Source organism: Gracilimonas qinghaiensis, assembly GCF_046602855.1.
Taxonomy (GTDB): Bacteria; Bacteroidota; Rhodothermia; order Balneolales; family Balneolaceae; genus Gracilimonas.
Genome location: NZ_JBKINJ010000003.1, coordinates 67,046 through 88,658, shown reverse-complemented (window position 1 = coordinate 88,658; position 21,613 = coordinate 67,046). Strand labels below are relative to the sequence as shown.

Below are 21,613 nucleotides of genomic sequence, written 5' to 3'. Positions count from 1 at the left end.
CATAATCTCTAATTTATAATTACAAATTGCCTCTAAGGTCTTGTTCACGCTCGATGGCTTCGAAAAGGGCTTTGAAATTTCCTTTTCCAAAACCGCGGGCACCTTTGCGCTGGATGATCTCGTAGAATAAGGTCGGCCGATCTACTACCGGCTTGGTGAATATCTGAAGCAGATATCCTTCATCGTCACGATCCACCAGAATTCCCAGATCTTCAAGTTTCTCGATGGGCTCATCGATGTTGCCCACACGGTCTTCCAATTCTTCATAATAGGTAGTCGGTACTTTGAGAAACTCTACGCCCCGATCACGGAGTTTGGTTACGGTATCGATGATATCACCGGTAAGCATAGCTACATGTTGTACACCGGGACCTTCAAAGAAATCAAGGTATTCCTCGATCTGTGATTTTCTCTTTCCGTCTGCAGGCTCGTTTATTGGGAACTTGATCATTCCTCGACCACCTGCCATCACGCGACTCATCAGGGCCGAATATTCAGTTGAAATATCTTTATCGTCAAAGCTGATGTACTGAGTAAAACCAAGCACATCGCGATAGAAATCAACCCAGCGCTCCATCTGCCCCAATTCCACATTACCTACACAATGGTCTACGAACTGAACACCTACAGGATCCGTCTTCAATAGACTTTCTTTAGGCTGATATCCCGGCATAAACAAACCATCATAACTTGAGCGATCTATGAAAGAGTGGATCACATCACCGTATGTTTTGATTGCTGCCCTGCGAATGATCCCATGTTCGTCTTTCATATCGTAAGGTTCCGTAACTGCCTCAGCTCCCCGTTTTACGGATTCATTAAACGCTCGATCTACATCCTCCACATGCATGGCAATATCTTTTACTCCATCACCGTGTTTATGTACGAACTTTGAGATCGGCGAGTTGCTGTTCAAAGGAGACGATAGTACGAAACGAATATTTCCTTGCTCTAAATAATACGATGCCCGATCCCGTACGCCTGTCTCTAATCCCGAATAAGCTTTCATCTCAAATCCAAACGTGGTAATGTAATAGTGTGCTGCTTGCTTGGCATTACTTACATAATGCTCCACGTAATCTACATCCTGAAGTCCAAGATGGTCATCAAATTTTTCTTCTACGGGTCTTTGAAGGGTGTCTTGCTTTCCAGCCATTTTACTTGGTTCTCTTAAATTTCAATTAGCTTAGTGGGCCTTTCCGTTTTTTAACGATTTTAAACTATCTTTCGAATGATTGTAAGGCTCACATTGTTTAATTTACAAAATAAAAAAGCGCTTCCACATGGAGAATCAAGAAAAGTTAGACGAATTTCAAGCCCGCATTGATGCGGGAGAAAAAATTGAACCCAAAGATTGGATGCCAGAACGGTATCGCCAGCAATTAATCAGAATGATGAGTCAGCATGCCCACTCTGAAATCGTGGGTATGCTTCCGGAGGGGAACTGGATCGAACGAGCTCCATCACTCAAAAGGAAATTGGTACTCCTTGCTAAGGTTCAGGACGAAGCCGGTCATGGTCTCTATTTGTATAGTGCGACCGAAACCTTGGGAATCGAAAGAAAAGAACTCGTTGATCAATATTTATATGGAAGTGCCAAGTACTCAAGTATTTTCAACTACCCTACTATGACTTACGCCGATATTTGCGCGATCGGATGGCTTGTGGATGGGGCAGCGATTGTAAATCAAACCATGTTGGCACGCTCTTCATATGGACCCTATTCTCGTGCCAACGTTCGAATCTGCAAGGAAGAAAGTTTTCACAAAAAGCAGGGATATGAGATGATAGCCAAGATGGCTTCCGGCACACCCGAACAGCAAAAAATGGCTCAGGATTCTGTAAATCGCTGGTGGTGGCCCAGCCTGATGATGTTCGGTCCGCATGACACCGATTCTCCAAACAGCGCCGAGCTCATCAAATGGCAGGTTAAGCTGAAAACCAATGATGAACTCCGTCAGCATTATGTTGACCGTATGGTCATGGAAGCCGATGCAATCGGTCTCGAAATTCCCGATCCGGATCTGAAATATAATGAGGAATCCGGTCACTGGGATTTCGGTAATATTCCCTGGGATGAATTCTGGGATGTAGTAAAAGGTAACGGTATCATGAATCGTGAACGCATGAAAGCTAGAAGAGCAGCTCATGAAAACGGTGAGTGGGTTCGTGAAGCAGCCAATGCTTACGCACGAAAGAAAAAATTAAGCCAAGAAAAAGCATCTTAAAAAAACAGTTTTCAGTTAGCTGCCACCAGTTAACAGATTACTTATCTCTTTTTAATCAGTTGAAACTAAGATTTTCATGTCAGATAATAATTCCGAGAAAGATAATTGGCCTCTTTGGGAGGTTTTTACTCAGCCAAAATCAGGTAAGCCCCACGAACACGCAGGAAGTTTGCATGCAGCCGACAAAGAAATGGCGCTTCAGAATGCGCGTGATGTCTATGCCCGAAGAAATGAAGGCGTGAGCATTTGGGTAGTTGAATCAAAACATATCACTGCCTCAACTCCGGATGATATGGGACCGTTTTTTGATCCGGCTAATGACAAACCGTACAGGCACCCGCAATTCTACAGTGTACCAAGAGCTGTTAAAAAGAGATCATAGTTAATGGTTATTCGTTATTGGGATTTCCCGATCAACCATTAAACAAATAGCGATCAACTAAAAATTATTTGAAAGATGAGTACTGAAACTAAAGAATTAGCAAAAAAAGAATCGTTTCTTACCTATTTGCTCAGGTTAGCTGATGATCGCCTTATTTTTGGCCAAAGAATGAGCGAATGGTGTGGACATGGACCTCAGCTTGAGGAAGATCTGGCTATGGCCAATATTGCGTTGGATCTTATCGGTCACGCTACTGCCCTTTACGAATATGCCGCAGAAATTGAAGGAGAAGGGCATGACGAGGACCACTTTGCTTACTTTCGTGATGATAGGGATTTCACCAACCTTCAGCTTTGCGAGCTTCCCAAAGGTGACTTTGCATTTACTGTTGCTCGTCAGTTTATATTCAGTGCATTCAGCTACTTCCAGTATCATTATCTGAAAGATGTCAAAGATGAGCAGTTTGCAGGAATGATCAACAAGCACCTTAAGGAGATCAAATACCACCTGCGTCATTCCAGGGAATGGGTATTAAGATTGGGTGACGGCACTGAGGAAAGTCATGACCGCATTCAAGCTTCTTTTGATGAAATCTGGATGTATACAGACGAGCTTTTTTATATGGATGAAGTTGATAAGACCATGATAAATGAAGGACTAGGTGTAGACTCATCTGAATTCAAAGGCGAGTGGAAAAAATTAATTGAGGATACTTTAACAGAAGCCACATTGACAGTGCCTGACTGGGATCAATTTATGATGACAGGCAGTCGCAAGGGAATACACACTGAGCATTTGGGACATATGCTTGCACAGATGCAGTTTTTGCGCAGATCATATCCTGATGCAGAGTGGAAATAAAATAGTCATGAGTAGTGGGTTTTGAGTCATGAGAACTCTGCTCAAAACCCACTACTCATGACTCAAAACTAATAAATGCCAACCAAACAACTACATACTAAAGAGCAGATCTGGGATTTCCTGAGGGAAGTAACGGATCCTGAAATTCCGGTATTAAATATTGTGGAAATGGGAATTGCCCGGAAAGTTGAGATTGATAATCTCGGTAATATATTGGTTAAGATCACACCTACCTATTCCGGCTGCCCCGCTATGAATGCAATTGAAAAGCTGGTAGTTGAAAAGTTAGAAGAAAGAGAGGTAGAAAATTTCAAAGTGAAGCTCGACTTCGCAGAAACGTGGACTACCGATTGGATGACTGAAGAAGCCAAATCAAAGCTTAAAGATTATGGTATCGCACCACCGGAAAAAACCGAAGAGGAAAACGATTTTTTAAAGAATTTATCCAAAACGAAAGTCATACCCTGCCCTTTTTGCGACTCTTTCGAAACTAAATTAGTCAGTCAGTTTGGTTCAACCGCCTGCAAGTCACAATACTATTGTAACAACTGTGAACAACCATTCGAGCATTTTAAATGCATTTAAGCTGTACACTATTATAGTTTTGGTTTGTCTTTGAAATCTGTTCTCAGAGTACGCATATTTCTTTTCGACAAACTCCGCTCACACTTTGGCAAATAACAACCTAGTCCTAAAACCCATGATTGAAACAAATCTCACCAACGGCGTTTACACGATTACACTAAATCGGCCTGACAAACTCAACAGCTTTAATTTTGAGATGGCCGACCAAATGAAAGAAGCCCTAATGGAGGCTGAGTCAAATGATGAAGTTAGATCTGTTTTAGTAAGGGGAACGGGCAGAGCATTTTCTGCAGGTCAGGATCTGGCAGAAGCAACTGAAATCTCTAATGATCCAGAGCGCGATCTGAGTGAGATCGTCTACCATACCTACATTCCGATCATTAAAGGTATTCGTGAACTGGAAAAACCTGTTGTCTGTGCAGTAAACGGAACCGCAGCCGGAGCCGGAGCCAACATTGCCCTAGCCTGTGATATTGTTATAGCCAGTGAAGAAGCTACGTTCATTCAATCCTTTTCACAAATAGGACTGATCCCTGACAGTGGTGGAACCTACATTTTGCCACGATTGATAGGATTAGCACGTGCTACAGCTTTGACCTTTCTGGGTGAAAAAGTATCAGCTCAGGAGGCCGTTGAAATGGGAATGATCTGGAAATCGTATCCGGAAAATGCTTTTATGAAAGAAGCTGAGGCTATAGCTTCAAAATTAGCCAAAATGCCAACCCGTGGATTTGGACTCACTAAAAAGGGTTTTAATGCAGGTTTCTACAACAATCTTGAATCCCAAATGAAACTGGAAGCCGATCTTCAGGCTGAGGCTGGAAACACTCATGATTATAATGAAGGCGTTCAGGCCTTTTTAGAGAAGCGAAAACCAGATTTTAAAGGCAAATAAGGGCGAAGGTTACTCAGACTTAAATTTTCACCTAAGAAAAGAATACTCCCTACTGAACTTTCAGAGATCACTTTCGTATTCTGCGGTTAAACCAAAAAAAATTAACTGCTATGAAAATTGAACTCAGCAGAACCTTAAAAGTCCTTCTAATTTTTGAAGAACTGACTCTTTTCATGGGTTCTCTCATCTTATTTGAATTGACCACCACTTATAGCTTCTGGTTGTTTGCTCTTCTCTTTTTCCTGCCTGATGTTTCATTTAGCGCTTATTTGATCAACAAACAAATTGGCTCAATAGCTTATAATATTCTTCACCATAAAGGCATTATGATCGCAGTTATATTTACCGGTTATTTTATTGAAGTTGAATGGCTCCTTACTGTTGGTATTATATTCCTTGGTCATGCTGCTTTTGATCGTATATTTGGCTACGGTCTTAAATTTTCTGATGACTTCAAACACACACACCTGGGTTGGATTGGAAACTGAACAGCCTATTGAAATAATTTCGAAGCTACTATTTCCATTTTTTGGTACATATTTTAAACAGTATTCCGCTTTGGATTTATTATCTTGGAAGCGATTTTTCAGACGTTAAACAAACTATTTTCTATGATACCAAAAGATACTAAGGTCGGCGTTATTGGAGCCGGAACAATGGGAACCGGAATTGCGCAAGTAGCAGCAACTCAGGGGCATCAAGTCTTTCTTTACGATGCATATCCTCAACAACTTGAAAAATCAAAGGCAGGACTGGAAAGTATTTTATCACGGCAGGTTGAAAAAGAGCGTATGACCCAGGACCAGATTGATGACATCCTTGAACGAATTGAATTCGTAGATAACATCACTGACTTTGGCGAATGCGGATTTGTAATCGAAGCCATTGTTGAGGATCTCGATATTAAAAAAGACACCTTTGCGCGGCTTGAAGGTATAGTTCCAAGGAATTGTGTTTTAGCTTCCAATACCTCCTCACTTTCAATTGCGGCCATTTCATCAGCACTGAAACGACCTGAGCGATTTTTAGGCGTTCACTTTTTTAATCCTGCTCCTCTGATGAAGTTAGTGGAGATCATTCCTGGAATTGCTACTGAAGATGATATATTTGACTCGACCAAAAACTTCGTTAAAAGCTGGGACAAGATCACCGTTTCTGGTAAAGACACTCCCGGATTCATCGTGAATCGTGTGGCACGACCTTTCTATGGAGAAGCACTCCGCATATACGAGGAAGGCATTGCTGATGCCGCTACCATTGATTGGGCAATGAAAGAGATCGGCGGTTTTCGCATGGGTCCCTTTGAACTCATGGATCTGATTGGCCATGATGTGAATTATGAAGTTACCAGTACGGTTTTTGAAGCGTTTTACTACGATCCTCGGTTCAAACCGTCTTTTGCCCAAAAACGAATGGTTGAGGCCGGTTGGCTGGGCAGAAAATCAGGCCGCGGGTTTTACCACTACAAAGATGAGTCCAAAAATTCTGCACCAAATAAAGATGAAAAAGTCGGTCAGGATATTTTTAACCGGATCCTAACTATGCTGATAAACGAGGCTTGTGATGCCGTTTTTATGAATATAGCCTCGATTGAAGATGTTGACTTAGCCATGCAAAACGGAGTTAATTACCCAAAAGGATTACTGAAATGGGGTGATGAAATTGGACTCAAGAATGTGCTCGACAGAATGACAGCACTACAGGTTGAATATCGTGAAGACCGATACCGTCCAAACCCACTGCTGAAAAAAATGGTGGCTGAGGGTAAGAATTTTTATAAATAATAGCCATCAGCTAACTGATTTCAGCTTTCAGTTTTGGCAAACTGACGAATAAAAGCCTTAAGCCAACACCTATGAGTAAAGAAACCCATCCCATAACAAACAAGATGCTTCAGAGCGATGCCTTTTCCCAATGGATGGGAATTAAGGTTTTAAAATCTGAGCCCGGTTACTGTAAACTCTCAGTGAAGATCAGGGAGGAAATGACAAATGGGTTTGGTGTTTGCCACGGTGGGGTTACTTTTTCTTTAGCCGACAGTGCTTTAGCTTTTGCCTCAAACTCAAGAGGTTCGCTCTCGCTAGCTTTAGAAAACAACATCAACTTTACCAAGAAAGTGAATGTCGGAGACGAGTTGACTGCCGAAACTGAAGAGCTCCAAAATGGCCGAACTATTGGAGTTTACAAAGTCAGGGTTTCTAATCAGAATACTGAATTGATCGCTGAATTCAGAGGTACCGTCTACCGAACGGGAAAGCAACACGAATTGGATAATTAAAAATTTAATATTTAGAAATATAAAATTATATGTCAGAAGCATATATTATTGACGGAATAAGAACTCCCATTGGTAAATTAAAGGGTTCTCTCTCCCCTATACGGGCAGATGATCTCGCAGCCATACCCATAAAAGAACTTATTAAACGAAATCCTGAGATCGACCTGGAATCTATTGAGGATGTGATCCTTGGGTGTGCCAATCAGGCCGGTGAGGATAATCGCAATGTGGCAAGAATGGCTTCTCTCCTAGCCGGTATTCCCGTTTCAGTACCCGGCGAAACCATTAATCGACTATGTGCATCAGGAATGAGTGCCACTGTGAAAGCCTATCATGCGATCAAAGCCAGAGAGGGTGATCTTTTTATTACCGGGGGCGTAGAACATATGACTCGTGGCCCTATCGTTTTAGGAAAGGGATCTTCTCCCTATTCAGGAACCACAGAAATGCACGATTCAACTTTTGGATGGAGATTCGTTAATCCCAAAATGAAGGAAATGTATGGAACCGATGGCATGGGAATGACCGCAGAAAATGTCGTTGAAAAGCATAATATCAGCAGAGAAGACCAGGATAAGTTTGCGGCCTGGAGTCAGCAAAAAGCGGGAGCCGCACGTGATTCGGGCCGACTTGCAAAAGAAATCATTCCGGTTGAGATCCCCCGCAGAAAACAGGATCCATACCTATTTGAACACGATGAATTCATGCGACCTGATACCACCCCTGAAATACTGGCTAAACTTAGTCCCGCATTTAAAAAAGGCGGCTCTGTTACTGCCGGGAATGCCTCAGGATTAAATGACGGTGCAGGAGCTTTATTGGTCGCCTCTGATAAAGCAGTCAAAGATTTTGGATTGACGCCAAAAGCCAGAATTGTGGCCCATGCTGTTTCAGGAATTGAACCAAGAATTATGGGATTGGGTCCGGTTGAAGCAGCTCAAAAAGTATTAAAACGCGCCGGTATGAAGCTGGATGATATGGATATTATAGAGCTAAATGAAGCTTTTGCCGGGCAATCGCTCGGTGTAACCCGAATCCTCGAAATGGATGACAATGATCCCCGACTCAACCCAAACGGTGGAGCTATTGCCTTAGGTCACCCGCTGGGCATGACCGGACAGCGATTATTGCAAACAGCTACAATCGAACTTCACGAAAAAGAATCATATAAATATGCACTTTGTATGTTGTGTGTGGGCGTGGGGCAAGGTATGGCCGTGATCATCGAAAAAACTTAGTAATTAACTGCAAAGGACGCGGAGGTATCGCAGAGGACGCTAAGCATTTATTCTGCGAACTTTGCATGATCTTAGCGCTCTTTGCGGTTCAAAAAACACTCGATTATGTCAATTTATGAGTTTAAAGGATATCAGCCAGTCGTTCACGAAACGGCTTTTGTGCATCCACTTGCAGCAGTTACCGGAAATGTGATCATTGGGAAAGATGTGTATATCGGTCCCGGTGCGGCTATTCGTGGTGATTGGGGCAAGATAGTGATCGAGGATGGATGTAATGTACAGGAAAATTGCACCATCCATATGTTTCCGGGAGTGACGGTGATTTTAGAAAAATCCGCTCATGTCGGGCACGGAGCTATCATTCATGGAGCTCATCTTGGCGAAAACTGCCTGATCGGTATGAATGCTGTAGTTATGGATAATGTGAAGGTTGGAAAAGAATGTATTATTGGAGCTCATTCATTTGTACCTGAGGGAATGAAGATCGCAGAACGAAAACTTGCCGTGGGAAATCCGGCTAAGATCGTGAAGGATGTAACCGATGAAATGATAGAATGGAAGACGAAAGGCACAAAGCTCTATCAACAACTTCCCAAAGAATTACATGAGACCTTAAAGGAATGTGAACCACTGAGTGAAGCCCCGGAAGGCAGAGAAGACCAGAAGATGGGGTACGAGACATGGGGAAGAAAGAAATCAAAAATCAGAACACAGCAGTCAGAATAGAAATAACTGAGTTCTGAATTCTGACTGCTGTGTCCCTTTATATTAATAGGAAATTATATGATAAAAGTACAAAGTTACATACGAGGCAAATGGTTAACTGAAGGCGAAGAAACTGACCTTCTTAGTGCGGTAAGCAATGAACCGGTTGCACAACTGGTGGAGGCGGATATTGATTATAAGTCTGCACTTGAATATGCTCGACAGCTTGGAGGACCAAAGCTCCGCGAGATGACAATCCATGAGCGGGCATTTAAGATCAAATTTCTGGGTCAGCACCTGATGAAACGCAAGGAGAAGTATTATGATATCTCCACGCATACCGGAGCCACCAGAGCTGATTCATGGATTGATATTGAAGGTGGGATCCTCACGGCTTTCGGTATTTCGAGCAAATCACGCCGCGAACTTTCAGATCTGCCCTGGCATGTTGAGGGTAATACCGAACGACTTTCCCGTAAAGGCTCATTCATGGGGCAGCATATTTGTGTTCCAAAGCATGGAGTTGCCATTCATATCAACGCTTTTAACTTCCCAATCTGGGGAATGCTTGAGAAGATGGCACCTGCTATCATCGCTGGATTGCCTGTTATGGTGAAACCGGCTCCAACAGGATCATATCTTTCCTGGACAGTTTTCAAGGATATCATAGAATCGGAAATTCTACCCGAAGGATCCGTTCAATATATCGCAGCTGACAAACCCGGCGATCTGTTGGATCATTTGACAAGTCAGGATTCAGTAGCCTTTACCGGTTCAGCACTGACCGGAAAGAAACTGAAAGCTCATCCAAATATTATCGCCAATAGTGTACAATTTAATCTTGAAGCCGATTCATTAAACTGTTCTATTCTCGGGGAAGATGTCACTCCCGATATGGAAGAGTTCGATCTCTTTATCAAAGAAGTGGCAAGCGAGATGACGGTTAAAACCGGTCAAAAATGTACAGCGATTCGACGGACTATAGTACCTGAACATTTAGAGGATAAGGTCGTCGAAGCTCTGAAAACCAGATTGGATAAAACCACGATCGGTAATCCAGGACAGAAAGAAACCCGAATGGGCCCACTAGCAAGTTCATTACAAGCCGAAAGATTTGAAGAACAGCTTCAGCAACTATCTGAGATCACAGAAACCGTATATATATCTAGCGGAGATAAGAAAGATGCCTTCACAAATCCCCGTGTACTAGTTTGTCACAAACCTATGCAGGTTGATGCGGTTCATCGGCTTGAGGCCTTTGGTCCGATGACCACCGTCATGCCGTATAAAAACACTCAGGAAGCTATCGACATAGCTAACAAAGCTAACGGTTCACTGGTTGGTTCCCTTTTTACCGCTGATGATGAGCTGGCTCATAAAATTGCTTTGGGATGTGCCCCCTACCACGGACGTTTTATGGTGATCAATAGAAATTCCGCAGGTGAATCCACGGGTCATGGTTCACCAATTGCTTCTTTGGTTCACGGCGGGCCAGGCCATGCAGGCGGTGGCGAGGAATTGGGAGGTGCCCGTGCGGTTCTTCACAATATGCAGCGAGTTGCTCTGCAGGGTTCACCTACTACATTGAGAAACATTGTTAAGCAACATATCAAAGGAGCGGAAACGAGAGAAACCGAAAAGCATCCATTCCAAAAATATTATGAGGAATTGGAGATCGGTGAAGCAATGACTACCGAAAAACGGACCGTCACTGAAAAAGACGTAAAAGAATTTGCAGAATTAAGTGGAGATCACTTTTATGCTCATACTGACCCCGAGGCAGCAGCCCGATCACTATTTGGAAAGATCGTAGCCCATGGTTATTTCGTACTCTCTGCTACGGCGGGTTTGTTCGTGGATCCAAATGAAGGACCGGTCATGTTGAATTATGGATTAGAAAATCTGCGATTCGTCGCCCCGGTTTTTCCGGGTGATACCATTCAAGCTAAATTGATATTAAAGCGGAAGAACGTCCGCCAACAAAAAAAGGACGACAAATTTCCTTTCGGCGTAGTGTACTGGGATGTGGAAGTAACCAACCAGGATAATACACTGGTGGCAGAATACACCATACTTACTCTGATGAAGCGAAAGCATAAATTAGATATAGACGAAGTGTAGTTTTAGAAAGTTTGTAAGGTTTTTCAAATTCATCGCTCTAACTGTTTAAGAATTCAGAAATCAGAATTAAACAGATAAAGCAATGAGAAAACCGGCAAAGACTTTTCGTGATTTGATTGTATAGCAAAAAGCACATCAATTTGTGTTAGATACTTATAAATTCACGCAAAATTTTCCTAAGTATGAACTATATGGTTTAAGTTCTCAATTCAGACGAGCGGCGGTTTCCATTCCAGCTAACATTGTTGAAGGATTTAAAAAACGTGGTCCAAAAGACACAATGAGATATTTAAATATTTCACATGGTTCATTGGAAGAAAGCAAATACTACATTATTCTTGCCAAAGATTTGAATTAAGGTGATACAGACCATTTGAATAATTTATTAAAAGAAGTTAGCCGACTACTTGATGGCTATTATAAAGCCATTCTGAATTCAGAGTCCTGAGTTCAGGATCCTTCAACATAAAAGTATAATGTTAAATAATTTTGAATTAAATAATGAGTGAACAAAACGGAGCGGTAAATCTTAGCATCGAGCATAACATTGGAACCATTGAGTTCTATCACCCCAAAGGAAATTCCCTGCCGGGTGCCATTCTTAGAAAACTGGCAAATACGATCACTGAGGCCGGAGAAAATAATGAAATTCACGTCATAGTGATCAAAAGTCGGGGCGAAGGAGCCTTTTGTGCCGGTGCATCTTTCGATGAACTGATCGCTATTGAGGACTACGATACTGGCAAAAATTTCTTTATGGGATTTGCCCTTGTATTGAACGCCATGCGAACCTGCCCAAAACTCATCATTGTTCGAGTACATGGAAAAACGGTAGGCGGTGGCGTGGGAATTGCCTCAGCCGGTGACTATACATTCGCACACGAAAATGCTTCCGTCAAGCTGAGTGAGTTAGCTTTGGGCATTGGCCCATTTGTGGTTGGTCCTGCCGTTGAGCGTAAAGTTGGAACCAGTGCTTTTTCCACAATGGCCGTGGATGCTACCAACTGGTACGACTCTAAATTTGCTGAGCAGAAAGGACTCTTCAACAAAGTGTTCGACTCAGTCTCCGATCTAAATCAAGCGGTGCGAGAATTAGCAACTCAACTTGCCCAAAGCAGCCCTGAAGCTATGCGGGATCTCAAAGCTGTTCTTTGGAAAGGGACTGAAGACTGGGATCTTTTATTGGAGCAAAGAGCTGAGATCAGTGGCCGGCTGGTTCTTTCTGACTTCACAAAAAATTTCATCAATAAGTTTAAATCTAAATCATAGTCGCTAGCTGTTAGTAGATTTTACTATACTCTTACAAATTCAATTTAATACGACGTTATGAAATATTACGCTATCCTGATCACTCTTTTATTATCCTGCTCACCTCTTCTTGCACAGGAAGAATGGGATGTCAGCAATCCTGACCTGGGTGCTACGATTGACACTACCTTCACTACGGATGAAGGAACCTGGATGAACCTGGACGTTAGTCCGGACGGATCTCAGATCGTTTTTGACCTGCTAGGTGATATTTACCTACTGCCAATTAACGGAGGTAAGGCATCGTTGATTCGAGGTGGGCATGCTTATGAGATCCAGCCAAGGTTCAGCCCTGATGGTTCTCAGATACTTTTTACCAGTGATGCCGGAGGTGCAGATAACATCTGGGTTATGGATGCTGACGGGAACAATGCCAGGCAGGTCACCAACGAAAATTTCAGATTGTTGAATAACCCAGTTTGGACTCCGGATGGAGAATACATCATTGCAAAAAAGCACTTCTCCTCTACCCGTTCACTTGGTGCCGGAGAGATCTGGATGTATCACAGATCAGGCGGTTCAGGAGTTCAGTTAGTTGAAAAAGCTAACGAGCAGCAGGATACCGGTGAACCATGGGTCTCTCCTGATGGTCAATATGTGTACTACAGTCAGGCCGTATATCCCGGCGGATATTTTCAGTATAACAAAGACCCAAACAGTCAGATCTACGTCATCCGAAGATACGATCGTGAAGATGGTGAAATTGAAACAGTAACAGGTGGAAATGGAGGAGCGATCAGACCACAGATCTCTCCGGATGGAGAAACACTAGCCTTTGTACGCAGGGTAAGAACAAAGTCAGTTCTGTTTTTGAGAGATCTTAATACCGGAAGAGAATATCCTGTATATGAAAATCTAAGTAAAGACATGCAGGAAGCCTGGGCTATTTTTGGCCCAAACGCAAACTTCAATTGGATGCCTGACAACCAGCATATTGTCATTTGGGCAAATGGAAAGATTAATAAAATCGACACAGAAACCGGTGAATCTGAAGTTATTCCATTTGAAGCAGAATCATCTCACAACATTGTTGAAGCTGTACGTTTTCAGCAGGATGTAGCTCCGGATAAGTTTAGGGTTAAAGCTGTGCGACAGCTTAGAACTTCACCTGATGGCAATACCTTTGTGTGGAGCGCAGCCGGTAAACTCTGGAGCAAGATGCTGCCCGATGGTACACCTAAACGCATCACCAATTCGACTGATTTCGAATTTGATCCGGTATTTTCAGCTGATGGAAATTCTGTTGTGTATGTTTCATGGAGTGATGAAGATATGGGGGCCATCAAAACCGTAGATCTTAATCCTACTCCAGAACCCGGTACTCCGACCAAGCTCACCACAAAAAAAGGAATATACAGAGAGCCGGAAATCAGTCCGGATGGAGACACTATTGTTTTCCGTAAAGAAAGCGGAAATGGTCAGCTCGGTTTTACACACACTTTGAATCCTGGTATTTATACCATTCCGGCCAGCGGTGGTTCTGAGACCATGATCACGGATGAAGGTGCCAAACCAAAATTCAGTCCTGATGGTCAGCGTATCTGGTATCAGACCGGAGGATATATTTTCGGATCCATCAACAAAGCCTACAAAAGTGTGGACCTCTCCGGAAATGATGAAAAGACGATGTTTACCTCGAGCTATGGACACGAATTTGCTCCGAGTCCTGACGGTAAATGGATGGCTTTCTCAAATCTCCACAAAGTATATCTCGCTCCTATCCCTAAAACAGGTAAAACAATAGAGATCAACCCGAATACAAAGGCAATACCCGTGAAGCAGATCTCGTCTGAGGCCGGATATCATATGCACTGGTCTGCCGAAAGTGATAAGATCCACTGGACTCTTGGAAGTGAGTACTTCACCGTTGACTTAAAAAACACATTCGAGTTCGTTGAAGGAGCTCCTGATTCATTACCTGAACCGCCTACCCAAGGCATTACGCTTGATCTGGAACTTGATACCTTCGTCCCCGAAGGGCAGGTGGCTTTCACAAATGCTCGCATCATTACCATGAATGGAGATGAGGTGATTGAAAATGGAACCATTGTAGTTGATGGAAACAGAATTTCTGCGATCGGTACGGATATTACGGTACCGACTGGTGCTAAAGTGATCGATACGTCCGGAAAAACAATCATACCCGGTATTGTGGATGTGCATGCCCATATTGGAAATTTCAGGTTAGGAATTAGTCCTCAACAACAGTGGGAATATTACGCTAACCTTGCATATGGCGTGACTACAGTTCACGATCCATCATCCAACTCCGAAATGATCTTTTCCAACTCCGAAGCGATCAAAGCCGGCAATATGGTTGGTCCACGTTTATTTTCTACCGGAGTTATTCTCTATGGAGCAGACGGTTCCATAAAAACTGAGATCAATAGTTATGAAGATGCCCTGTTTGCACTTGAACGCACAAAAGCATGGGGTGCCTTCTCAGTTAAAAGTTATAATCAACCCAGACGTGAACAGCGACAGCAGATCATCAAGGCGGCCAGGGAACTTGAAATGATGGTAATGCCTGAAGGCGGCTCAACCTTTACCCATAACATGAGTATGATCCTTGACGGACACACAGGTATTGAACACAACGTGCCGGTTGCACCGCTTTATAATGATGTGATCAATCTTTGGTCTGCCAGTGAAACCGGTTATACTCCTACTCACGTGGTGAACTTTGGGAGTATGAGCGGCGAGTACTATTGGTATCAAAACTATAACGTTTGGGAAAATGAACGCCTACTGACTTTTACCCCACGCAGCGTTATTGATCCGCGATCACGCCATCGTACAATGATCCCGGAAGAAGAATATGAAAATGGACACATTCTCACTGCCGAGTCTGATAAAAAACTCGCAGATGCGGGTGTTAAAGTTAATCTTGGTGCTCACGGTCAGTTGCAGGGACTTGGTGCCCATTGGGAGCTCTGGATGTTTGAGCAGGGAGGCATGAGTAACCATGAAGCTTTACGAGTGGCTACGATCAACGGTGCACACTATCTTGGCATGGATCACGAGATCGGTTCTCTAGAGACAGGAAAACTCGCTGACCTGGTAGTGCTGGATAAGAATCCTTTGGAAAATATTCGAAATACCGATTCCGTGACACACACTATGGTAAATGGACGCCTGTTCGATGCAGCTACTATGAATGAAGTCGGTAATCAGGAACAGGAAAGACTCCCCTTTTGGTGGGAACGTGACGGTTATGACAAGCGATTTGACTGGCATGCCATCACTATAGCACCGGCCGGAATACAGTGTACTTGTTTCACTACTCACTAGGAAAATTAATTAAATAAACTAGTTCAAAAAGCTCCGGCACCCCTGTCGGAGCTTTTTTTTATTTAAAAAGAGGATGTTAAATTCACATTTTTAAAACTTTATTAACTAAAATTGTAACAAACCCTTTGTTTGATACTCTTGCCAATTAGTTGGCATAATCGGGTAATACGTATCAGCTTTTAAAAAAACACCGGCAGGCTTACCAGCATATGGGAATGGATCGACAGATAGAAAAAAAAACATGGACACCAAAGCGCATATTCACAATTATTGCTGTTTTGGCTGTCGTAACTTTTGGTATTTATGTGATCTGGTTCATGGATACCCGTTCAACCATGGCTATTGAACAAAATAAGGTCACTATTTCGGAAGTCAATGAGGATGTCTTTCAGGAATATCTTCAGGTGAACGGAACGGTTCAACCCATACAAACTTCATATCTTGATGCCATCGAAGGCGGGGTGGTTCAGAAAGTCATGTTGGAATCAGGCGCTATGGTTGAAGCCGGCGACACAATTTTGACCCTAACTAATTCAGGGCTTCAGCTTCAGGTCATGCAACAAACCTCAGGCCTATACGATCAGATCAATAACGTCAGAAATTCAAGGCTCAACCTGGAACAGAATACACTCAATCTTCAGGAGCAACTGGCCAATGCAAAAGCACAGATGGAAATTCTTAGAGCCAGATATGAACGGCAGCAGCAGCTTTTCGAAAAAGAGCTTATCTCTGAAGAGGAATATCATAACACCAGGGAAAATTACCAATTTCAGAAACGACGTCACGAGCTGACCTATGAATCATTTCGTAAGGACTCCATTCAATCGATCAGTCAGCTCCGGCAACTTGACGATTCTGAAGAACGTATGTACCAAAATCTTGAAGCCGTTCAGCAAATTTTAGACAACCTAACGGTAACCGCTCCCATATCCGGACAATTAAGCACCAACGAGTTGAATCAGGGGCAATCTATCTCATCCGGGGAACGGTTGGGGCAGATTGATATACTAGACGGTTACAAGATCAGACTTGCGATCGATGAGTATTACTTGGCAGGAATTGCTACCGGATTGAAGGGTTCGTTTACTTTCAATGAACAGACTCATGAACTTGAGATCACCAAGATTTACCCGGTTATTAATAATGGTCAATTCGAAGTAGATATGGAATTCATAAGTCAAGCTCCCGGAAATCTACGCCGTGGTCAAACTGTAAGGATCAGGCTTGAGCTGGGAGATTCCATACAGGCCATTCAGATACCTCGTGGAGGATTTTATCAGAATACCGGTGGTAACTGGGTTTTTATAGTCGATGAAACAGAAAATAAGGCATATAAGCGGTCCATTCGCCTGGGTAGACAAAATCCTGACCATTTTGAAGTACAATCTGGACTGAGTCCCGGAGAAAAAGTCATTACATCAAGTTACGATGCTTTTGGTGACAATGAGGTTTTAGTTCTGGAATAGCTGTCAGCTATCAGACTTCAGCATTCAGTGCCACCTAAGCATACTGAAAATTGAGAGCTAACTGCTGATTTCTCAATCACTACTGATTTTTTGGTGAAGTGAAGTCAACATCCGCTTTACTTCAGTTACTTGACTTGTTTGTTCTTTGAAAATTTGGTCATTTATAAATCCTAAATCCTTGGATAAGATCAATTGGTATTCTAATTCTGAGGCAGATCCCATTCCAATATTCAAGAAATGTGCCAGTTGCGATTGTGTGTTTCTACCACATCCTTCAGCTATATTTGAAGGAACTGAAGAAGCAGATCTTCGCATCTGATTGGTCAACCCATACATTTCCTCTTTTGGATAAAAAGTAGTTGATTTATAGATATCCAATGTTAACCGATGGCTTTTTTGCCAAACCGAAAGTTTTCTAAAATCTCTCATGTATACCCTACAATTATTATTGAATTTAAAATTGCTGACCGCTGAAACCTGAAAGCTGACAGCTTTACAGTTAGAGCATTTATAACCTGTTTCCTTACAAATTTTTTTAAAGACTTAGAACTAAACGCCAAACATCATGATCGAAACGAATAACCTTAAAAAAATTTATACCACTGAAGAAGTTGAAACCACAGCTTTGAATGATGTAAATATTTCAATCAGGGAAGGGGAATTTGTGGCTATCATGGGACCATCAGGTTGTGGAAAATCAACCCTGCTCAACATCATGGGACTTTTAGATAATCCAACGTCTGGGCAATACCACTTCAATGGACAAGAGATCTCAAGTTATTCAGAAAAACAGCGTGCTCAGCTACGCAAAGGTAATATTGGGTTCATCTTTCAAAGTTTTAATTTGATAGACGAGCTTACCGTATTTGAAAATGTGGAACTTCCATTGCTCTACCTTGGAATTGATTCTGCAGAACGAAAAGAAAAAGTAGAAAAAGCATTGGAAAGAATGGGTATGATGCACCGCCAAAATCATTTCCCGCAGCAACTTTCCGGTGGTCAGCAACAGCGGGTAGCTATTGCCAGAGCTGTTGTAGCCAACGCCAAACTCATCCTTGCTGACGAACCCACCGGTAATCTTGATTCCGATCGTGGTGATGAAGTGATGAAGCTGCTGTCGGAATTGAACGACTCAGGTACTACCATAGTAATGGTAACCCACTCCCCTTACGACGCTAAATATGCTGAACGGCTCATTAATCTGTTTGACGGAAAAGTTGTGACTGAAGATATGAAAGAAGGCTTTCATGTATAGGTTCTGAGAACTAAATGATCAGATAATAACTAACTGACAAGTTTTAACAAGCAAGCACTTGATTAAGTGTGGTCTTTGGGGTTAAATGATAGTTAGTCAAAATATTCATTTAATCTCTACCTGTTATGAAAAAAGCTGCTTCTACTACACTCCTGCTGGTTGTCATGCTTATCCTCAACAGCACAGTATTAGCACAGGATAAAGCACTAACCGTTGACGATTATGACCGCTGGTCTCGAATCGTTGGTGCCGAGATTTCAAATAACGGGGATTGGATGGCTTATGGTCTTCGCCCCAATGGAGGTGATGACACCCTTCATGTCATTTCATTAAGAAGTAGTTCTGAACACATTATTCCTCTCGCTCAAAATGTCAGTTTCTCAGATGACAGTAAGTGGGCTGCTTACACCGTCGCAGTTGATGAAGAAACAAGAAAAAAAATGAACGAGAGCGGTGATGAAATCTATAGTCAGGCTGAATTGCTAAATCTTGAAACTGGAGAAAAATATTCGGTTGAACGCTCAGCAAAAATGGAGTTTTCTGAGGATGGAAGTTATTGGGCCGTACACCGCGAAATGCCGGAATCAGATAAAAGCAAGCATGAAGGCCGTGATCTGATAGTACGCAACCTTCAGGATGGTACCGTAACGAATATTGGAAACGTCTCAGAATTTGCATTCAATAAGAAAAGTACAATGCTTGCTTATTTGGTTGACGCCAGTGAAAAAGAAGGGAACGGAATATATCTCAAAAACCTAAATACCAATGCCCTAACCTCTCTTGATACCGATACCCTTTCTTACACAAATTTAAGTTGGGATGATGAAAATACTCATCGAACCAAATGGAATGACAAAGGAACCGGGCTTGCCGTATTGAAAGAGACCGCCATAGACAGCCTTTCTCATCCAAAGACCGAATTATTAGTATACCGCAACTTAGATACCAATTTAAATAGATCACTATTAAATCCCGACTCACAATCCAGTTTTCCTGACAATATGGTGATAAGTGCAAACAGGGATCTTTCATGGAGTACCAATGGTGAACTGATTTTCCTGGGATTTCGTGAGCAAGAGCCTGAAATAAAAATGGACAAAGACACCGTAGCCAATGTCGATGTTTTCCATTGGAAGGATGATCGCATCCAAACCGTTCAGGAACGCCAGGCAACAAGAGACCTGCAATATACTTATGTGGCTTCCTTTAACCCCAAAAACTCTACTTTTGCTCGGCTGACAAATGAAGAGATGCGTGCTTTAAATTTCTCAGACCATAACCGATATATGATCGGTCGCGATGAAAAACCATATATGGATGATATAAACTGGGGAGTATCACCGGCAGATCTATACAGGGTTAACCTTCAAAACGGTGAGTGGACGCTATTTGCTAAGAACATAAAACGAACAAATGGATATTCTCCTGACGGACGGTATTATTTGTATCAGAAAATAGCAGAGCAGGACACCATGTTGTATGTGTATGATGTGGAACAAAACACAAATACCAATTTATCTGAAGCCGCACCTGTACTGTTTACGAATACCGATCACATTTACCCGCACGAGAGCCCAACCTTTGGCATAGCCGGGTGGACCAAAGACGGTGAGTCTGTGATCCTGAATCACAAATACGATCTATGGATGCTGGCGCTTGATGGTTCACAAGCTCAAAATATTACTAAGGGTTTAGGTGAACAGGAGAAAATAATTTTCAGGTACGAAACACTGGATGAGGACGAAGAATACATCAATACATCTAATAAATTATTGCTTTCTGCCTTTGGCGAATGGTCCAAGAAAGATGGTTTTTATAAACTGAATATTGGCGATTCGCCCAAGCCACTCATCTATGAGGATGCCAGTTTTGGAAACGTGGAAAAAGCCCGTGATGCAAATCGCATCATACTAACCCGCCAGACTTTTGTGGAATTCCCTGATTACTATCAAACGAATTCGGAATTTAATGACCTTGAAAAAATTACGGATGCCAACCCACAACAAGAAGAATATGCCTGGGGCGAAAGAGTGTTGGTTGACTACGAAAACAGCCGCGGTATAAAATTGCAGGGTACCCTTACACTACCAGCTAATTATGAACCGGGTAAGAAATATCCGATGATCGTGTATTTCTACGAAAAAATGTCTGACCGCCATCATCAGTATTCCATGCCTGTTTATGATGACCGTCCGCATATGTCAACCTATGCCAGCAATGGATATCTGGTTTTTATGCCTGATATCGATTTTGAGTTTGGAAGACCAGGAACAAGCTCTCTTGATTGCATTACTTCCGCCACTCAAAAGGTGATCGACCTGGGTTACGCTGATCCAGATCAACTGGGATTACAAGGTCATAGCTGGGGTGGTTACCAGTCTTCATTTATTCTTACACAAACCGATATGTTTGCAACCGTTGTAACCGGAGCACCTCCTACCAACCTCACAAGTTTCTATAATAATATTTATGGAAGTACCGGTACCAATCACCATGGTATCATGGAAATTGGACAAGTGCGAATGGGACGCAATGTAACCCCATGGTCTAATCTCGAAGCCTATCAAAGAGAAAACCCCATGTTTCATGCTCCTGATATTGAAACACCATTTATGATCCTGCACGGAACCGACGATGGCGCTGTAGACTGGATGCAAGGTCTGGAGTTTTACAATGCTGCCCGCCGTCTCAACAAAGAGGTTGTACTACTATCCTATCCGGGTGAAGGACACCATTTAGGTATAGAAGCTAACCAAATTGACTTTCAGCTCAGAATGAAAGAATGGTTTGACCACTATGTGAAAGATATGCCTGCAGCTGAGTGGATAACAGACGGCATTCCGTATATCGAAAAGAGATATAATAAAGCCGAATAAGAATACCCCATAATGAGAGGATTTCATTGATCAAAGAAGTGTATTTATTTCAAAACACTTCTTTATCAGATAGTATTGAATCAAAGTATCGATTGCTGATATTTTCTTTGTTTTTGTTTTGTGT

General features: G+C 42.5%; 18 protein-coding genes and 1 pseudogene. 17 read left to right on the top strand and 2 right to left on the bottom strand.

Annotation, left to right across the window (positions count from 1 at the left end):
* Positions 1–19: 19 nt before the first annotated feature.
* Positions 20–1,156, bottom strand: a complete 1,137-nt coding sequence (gene hppD / locus ACKGJO_RS14425; RefSeq protein WP_411324164.1) for a 4-hydroxyphenylpyruvate dioxygenase — start codon at positions 1,154–1,156, stop codon at positions 20–22.
* Between the two features lie 127 nt (positions 1,157–1,283).
* Between hppD and paaA the strand changes: the two genes are divergently transcribed.
* From paaA to ACKGJO_RS14350, 15 genes and pseudogenes are all read left to right on the top strand, one after another.
* Positions 1,284–2,228: a 1,2-phenylacetyl-CoA epoxidase subunit PaaA gene (gene paaA, locus ACKGJO_RS14420; protein ID WP_411324163.1), complete on the top strand. Its 945-nt coding sequence runs from the start codon at positions 1,284–1,286 to the stop codon at positions 2,226–2,228.
* A gap of 76 nt (positions 2,229–2,304) precedes the next feature.
* Positions 2,305–2,610 (top strand): 1,2-phenylacetyl-CoA epoxidase subunit PaaB, encoded by a 306-nt coding sequence (paaB, locus tag ACKGJO_RS14415; RefSeq protein WP_411324162.1) that lies wholly within the window; start codon positions 2,305–2,307, stop codon positions 2,608–2,610.
* Between the two features lie 75 nt (positions 2,611–2,685).
* Positions 2,686–3,471 carry a 1,2-phenylacetyl-CoA epoxidase subunit PaaC gene (gene paaC, locus ACKGJO_RS14410; RefSeq protein ID WP_411324161.1) on the top strand — a complete coding sequence of 262 codons (786 nt, stop codon included), beginning with the start codon at positions 2,686–2,688 and terminating at the stop codon, positions 3,469–3,471.
* Positions 3,472–3,546: 75 nt separating this feature from the next.
* A complete protein-coding gene (gene paaD, locus ACKGJO_RS14405) occupies positions 3,547–4,056 on the top strand; it encodes a 1,2-phenylacetyl-CoA epoxidase subunit PaaD (RefSeq protein WP_411324160.1) in 510 nt (169 codons plus the stop codon).
* A 115-nt stretch (positions 4,057–4,171) separates the two neighbouring features.
* Positions 4,172–4,951 carry an enoyl-CoA hydratase-related protein gene (locus ACKGJO_RS14400; protein ID WP_411324159.1) on the top strand — a complete coding sequence of 260 codons (780 nt, stop codon included), beginning with the start codon at positions 4,172–4,174 and terminating at the stop codon, positions 4,949–4,951.
* Between the two features lie 110 nt (positions 4,952–5,061).
* Positions 5,062–5,439, top strand: a complete 378-nt coding sequence (locus tag ACKGJO_RS14395) for a DUF4260 family protein (protein WP_411324158.1) — start codon at positions 5,062–5,064, stop codon at positions 5,437–5,439.
* 93 nt (positions 5,440–5,532) lie between these two features.
* Positions 5,533–6,735, top strand: coding sequence for a 3-hydroxyacyl-CoA dehydrogenase NAD-binding domain-containing protein (locus ACKGJO_RS14390; RefSeq protein WP_411324211.1), 1,203 nt, complete (start codon positions 5,533–5,535; stop codon positions 6,733–6,735).
* Between the two features lie 71 nt (positions 6,736–6,806).
* Entirely contained in the window at positions 6,807–7,229 is a 423-nt protein-coding gene (locus tag ACKGJO_RS14385) for a PaaI family thioesterase (protein ID WP_411324157.1), read from the top strand.
* A gap of 29 nt (positions 7,230–7,258) precedes the next feature.
* Entirely contained in the window at positions 7,259–8,467 is a 1,209-nt protein-coding gene (pcaF, locus tag ACKGJO_RS14380; RefSeq protein WP_411324156.1) for a 3-oxoadipyl-CoA thiolase, read from the top strand.
* 105 nt (positions 8,468–8,572) lie between these two features.
* Positions 8,573–9,193, top strand: a complete 621-nt coding sequence (locus ACKGJO_RS14375) for an acyltransferase (protein WP_411324155.1) — start codon at positions 8,573–8,575, stop codon at positions 9,191–9,193.
* Positions 9,194–9,250: 57 nt separating this feature from the next.
* Entirely contained in the window at positions 9,251–11,293 is a 2,043-nt protein-coding gene (gene paaZ / locus ACKGJO_RS14370; RefSeq protein ID WP_411324154.1) for a phenylacetic acid degradation bifunctional protein PaaZ, read from the top strand.
* A gap of 82 nt (positions 11,294–11,375) precedes the next feature.
* Positions 11,376–11,741: pseudogene (locus tag ACKGJO_RS14365) on the top strand (four helix bundle protein).
* Between the two features lie 53 nt (positions 11,742–11,794).
* Positions 11,795–12,562 carry an enoyl-CoA hydratase/isomerase family protein gene (locus tag ACKGJO_RS14360; RefSeq protein WP_411324153.1) on the top strand — a complete coding sequence of 256 codons (768 nt, stop codon included), beginning with the start codon at positions 11,795–11,797 and terminating at the stop codon, positions 12,560–12,562.
* 57 nt (positions 12,563–12,619) lie between these two features.
* Positions 12,620–15,892 carry an amidohydrolase family protein gene (locus ACKGJO_RS14355; RefSeq protein ID WP_411324152.1) on the top strand — a complete coding sequence of 1,091 codons (3,273 nt, stop codon included), beginning with the start codon at positions 12,620–12,622 and terminating at the stop codon, positions 15,890–15,892.
* Positions 15,893–16,107: 215 nt separating this feature from the next.
* On the top strand, positions 16,108–17,358 hold the full coding sequence (locus ACKGJO_RS14350; protein ID WP_411324151.1) for an efflux RND transporter periplasmic adaptor subunit: 1,251 nt from the start codon (positions 16,108–16,110) through the stop codon (positions 17,356–17,358).
* A 72-nt stretch (positions 17,359–17,430) separates the two neighbouring features.
* On the opposite strand, the gene ACKGJO_RS14345 is transcribed toward ACKGJO_RS14350, so the two are convergent.
* A complete protein-coding gene (locus tag ACKGJO_RS14345) occupies positions 17,431–17,787 on the bottom strand; it encodes a four helix bundle protein (RefSeq protein WP_411324150.1) in 357 nt (118 codons plus the stop codon).
* Positions 17,788–17,923: 136 nt separating this feature from the next.
* Between ACKGJO_RS14345 and ACKGJO_RS14340 the strand changes: the two genes are divergently transcribed.
* The gene (locus ACKGJO_RS14340) at positions 17,924–18,613 is read left to right on the top strand and encodes an ABC transporter ATP-binding protein (RefSeq protein ID WP_411324149.1); all 690 of its coding nucleotides are present in this window, start codon (positions 17,924–17,926) and stop codon (positions 18,611–18,613) included.
* A gap of 125 nt (positions 18,614–18,738) precedes the next feature.
* Complete coding sequence (locus ACKGJO_RS14335) at positions 18,739–21,489, top strand: S9 family peptidase (RefSeq protein WP_411324148.1); 2,751 nt, start codon at positions 18,739–18,741, stop codon at positions 21,487–21,489.
* Positions 21,490–21,613: the final 124 nt, after the last annotated feature.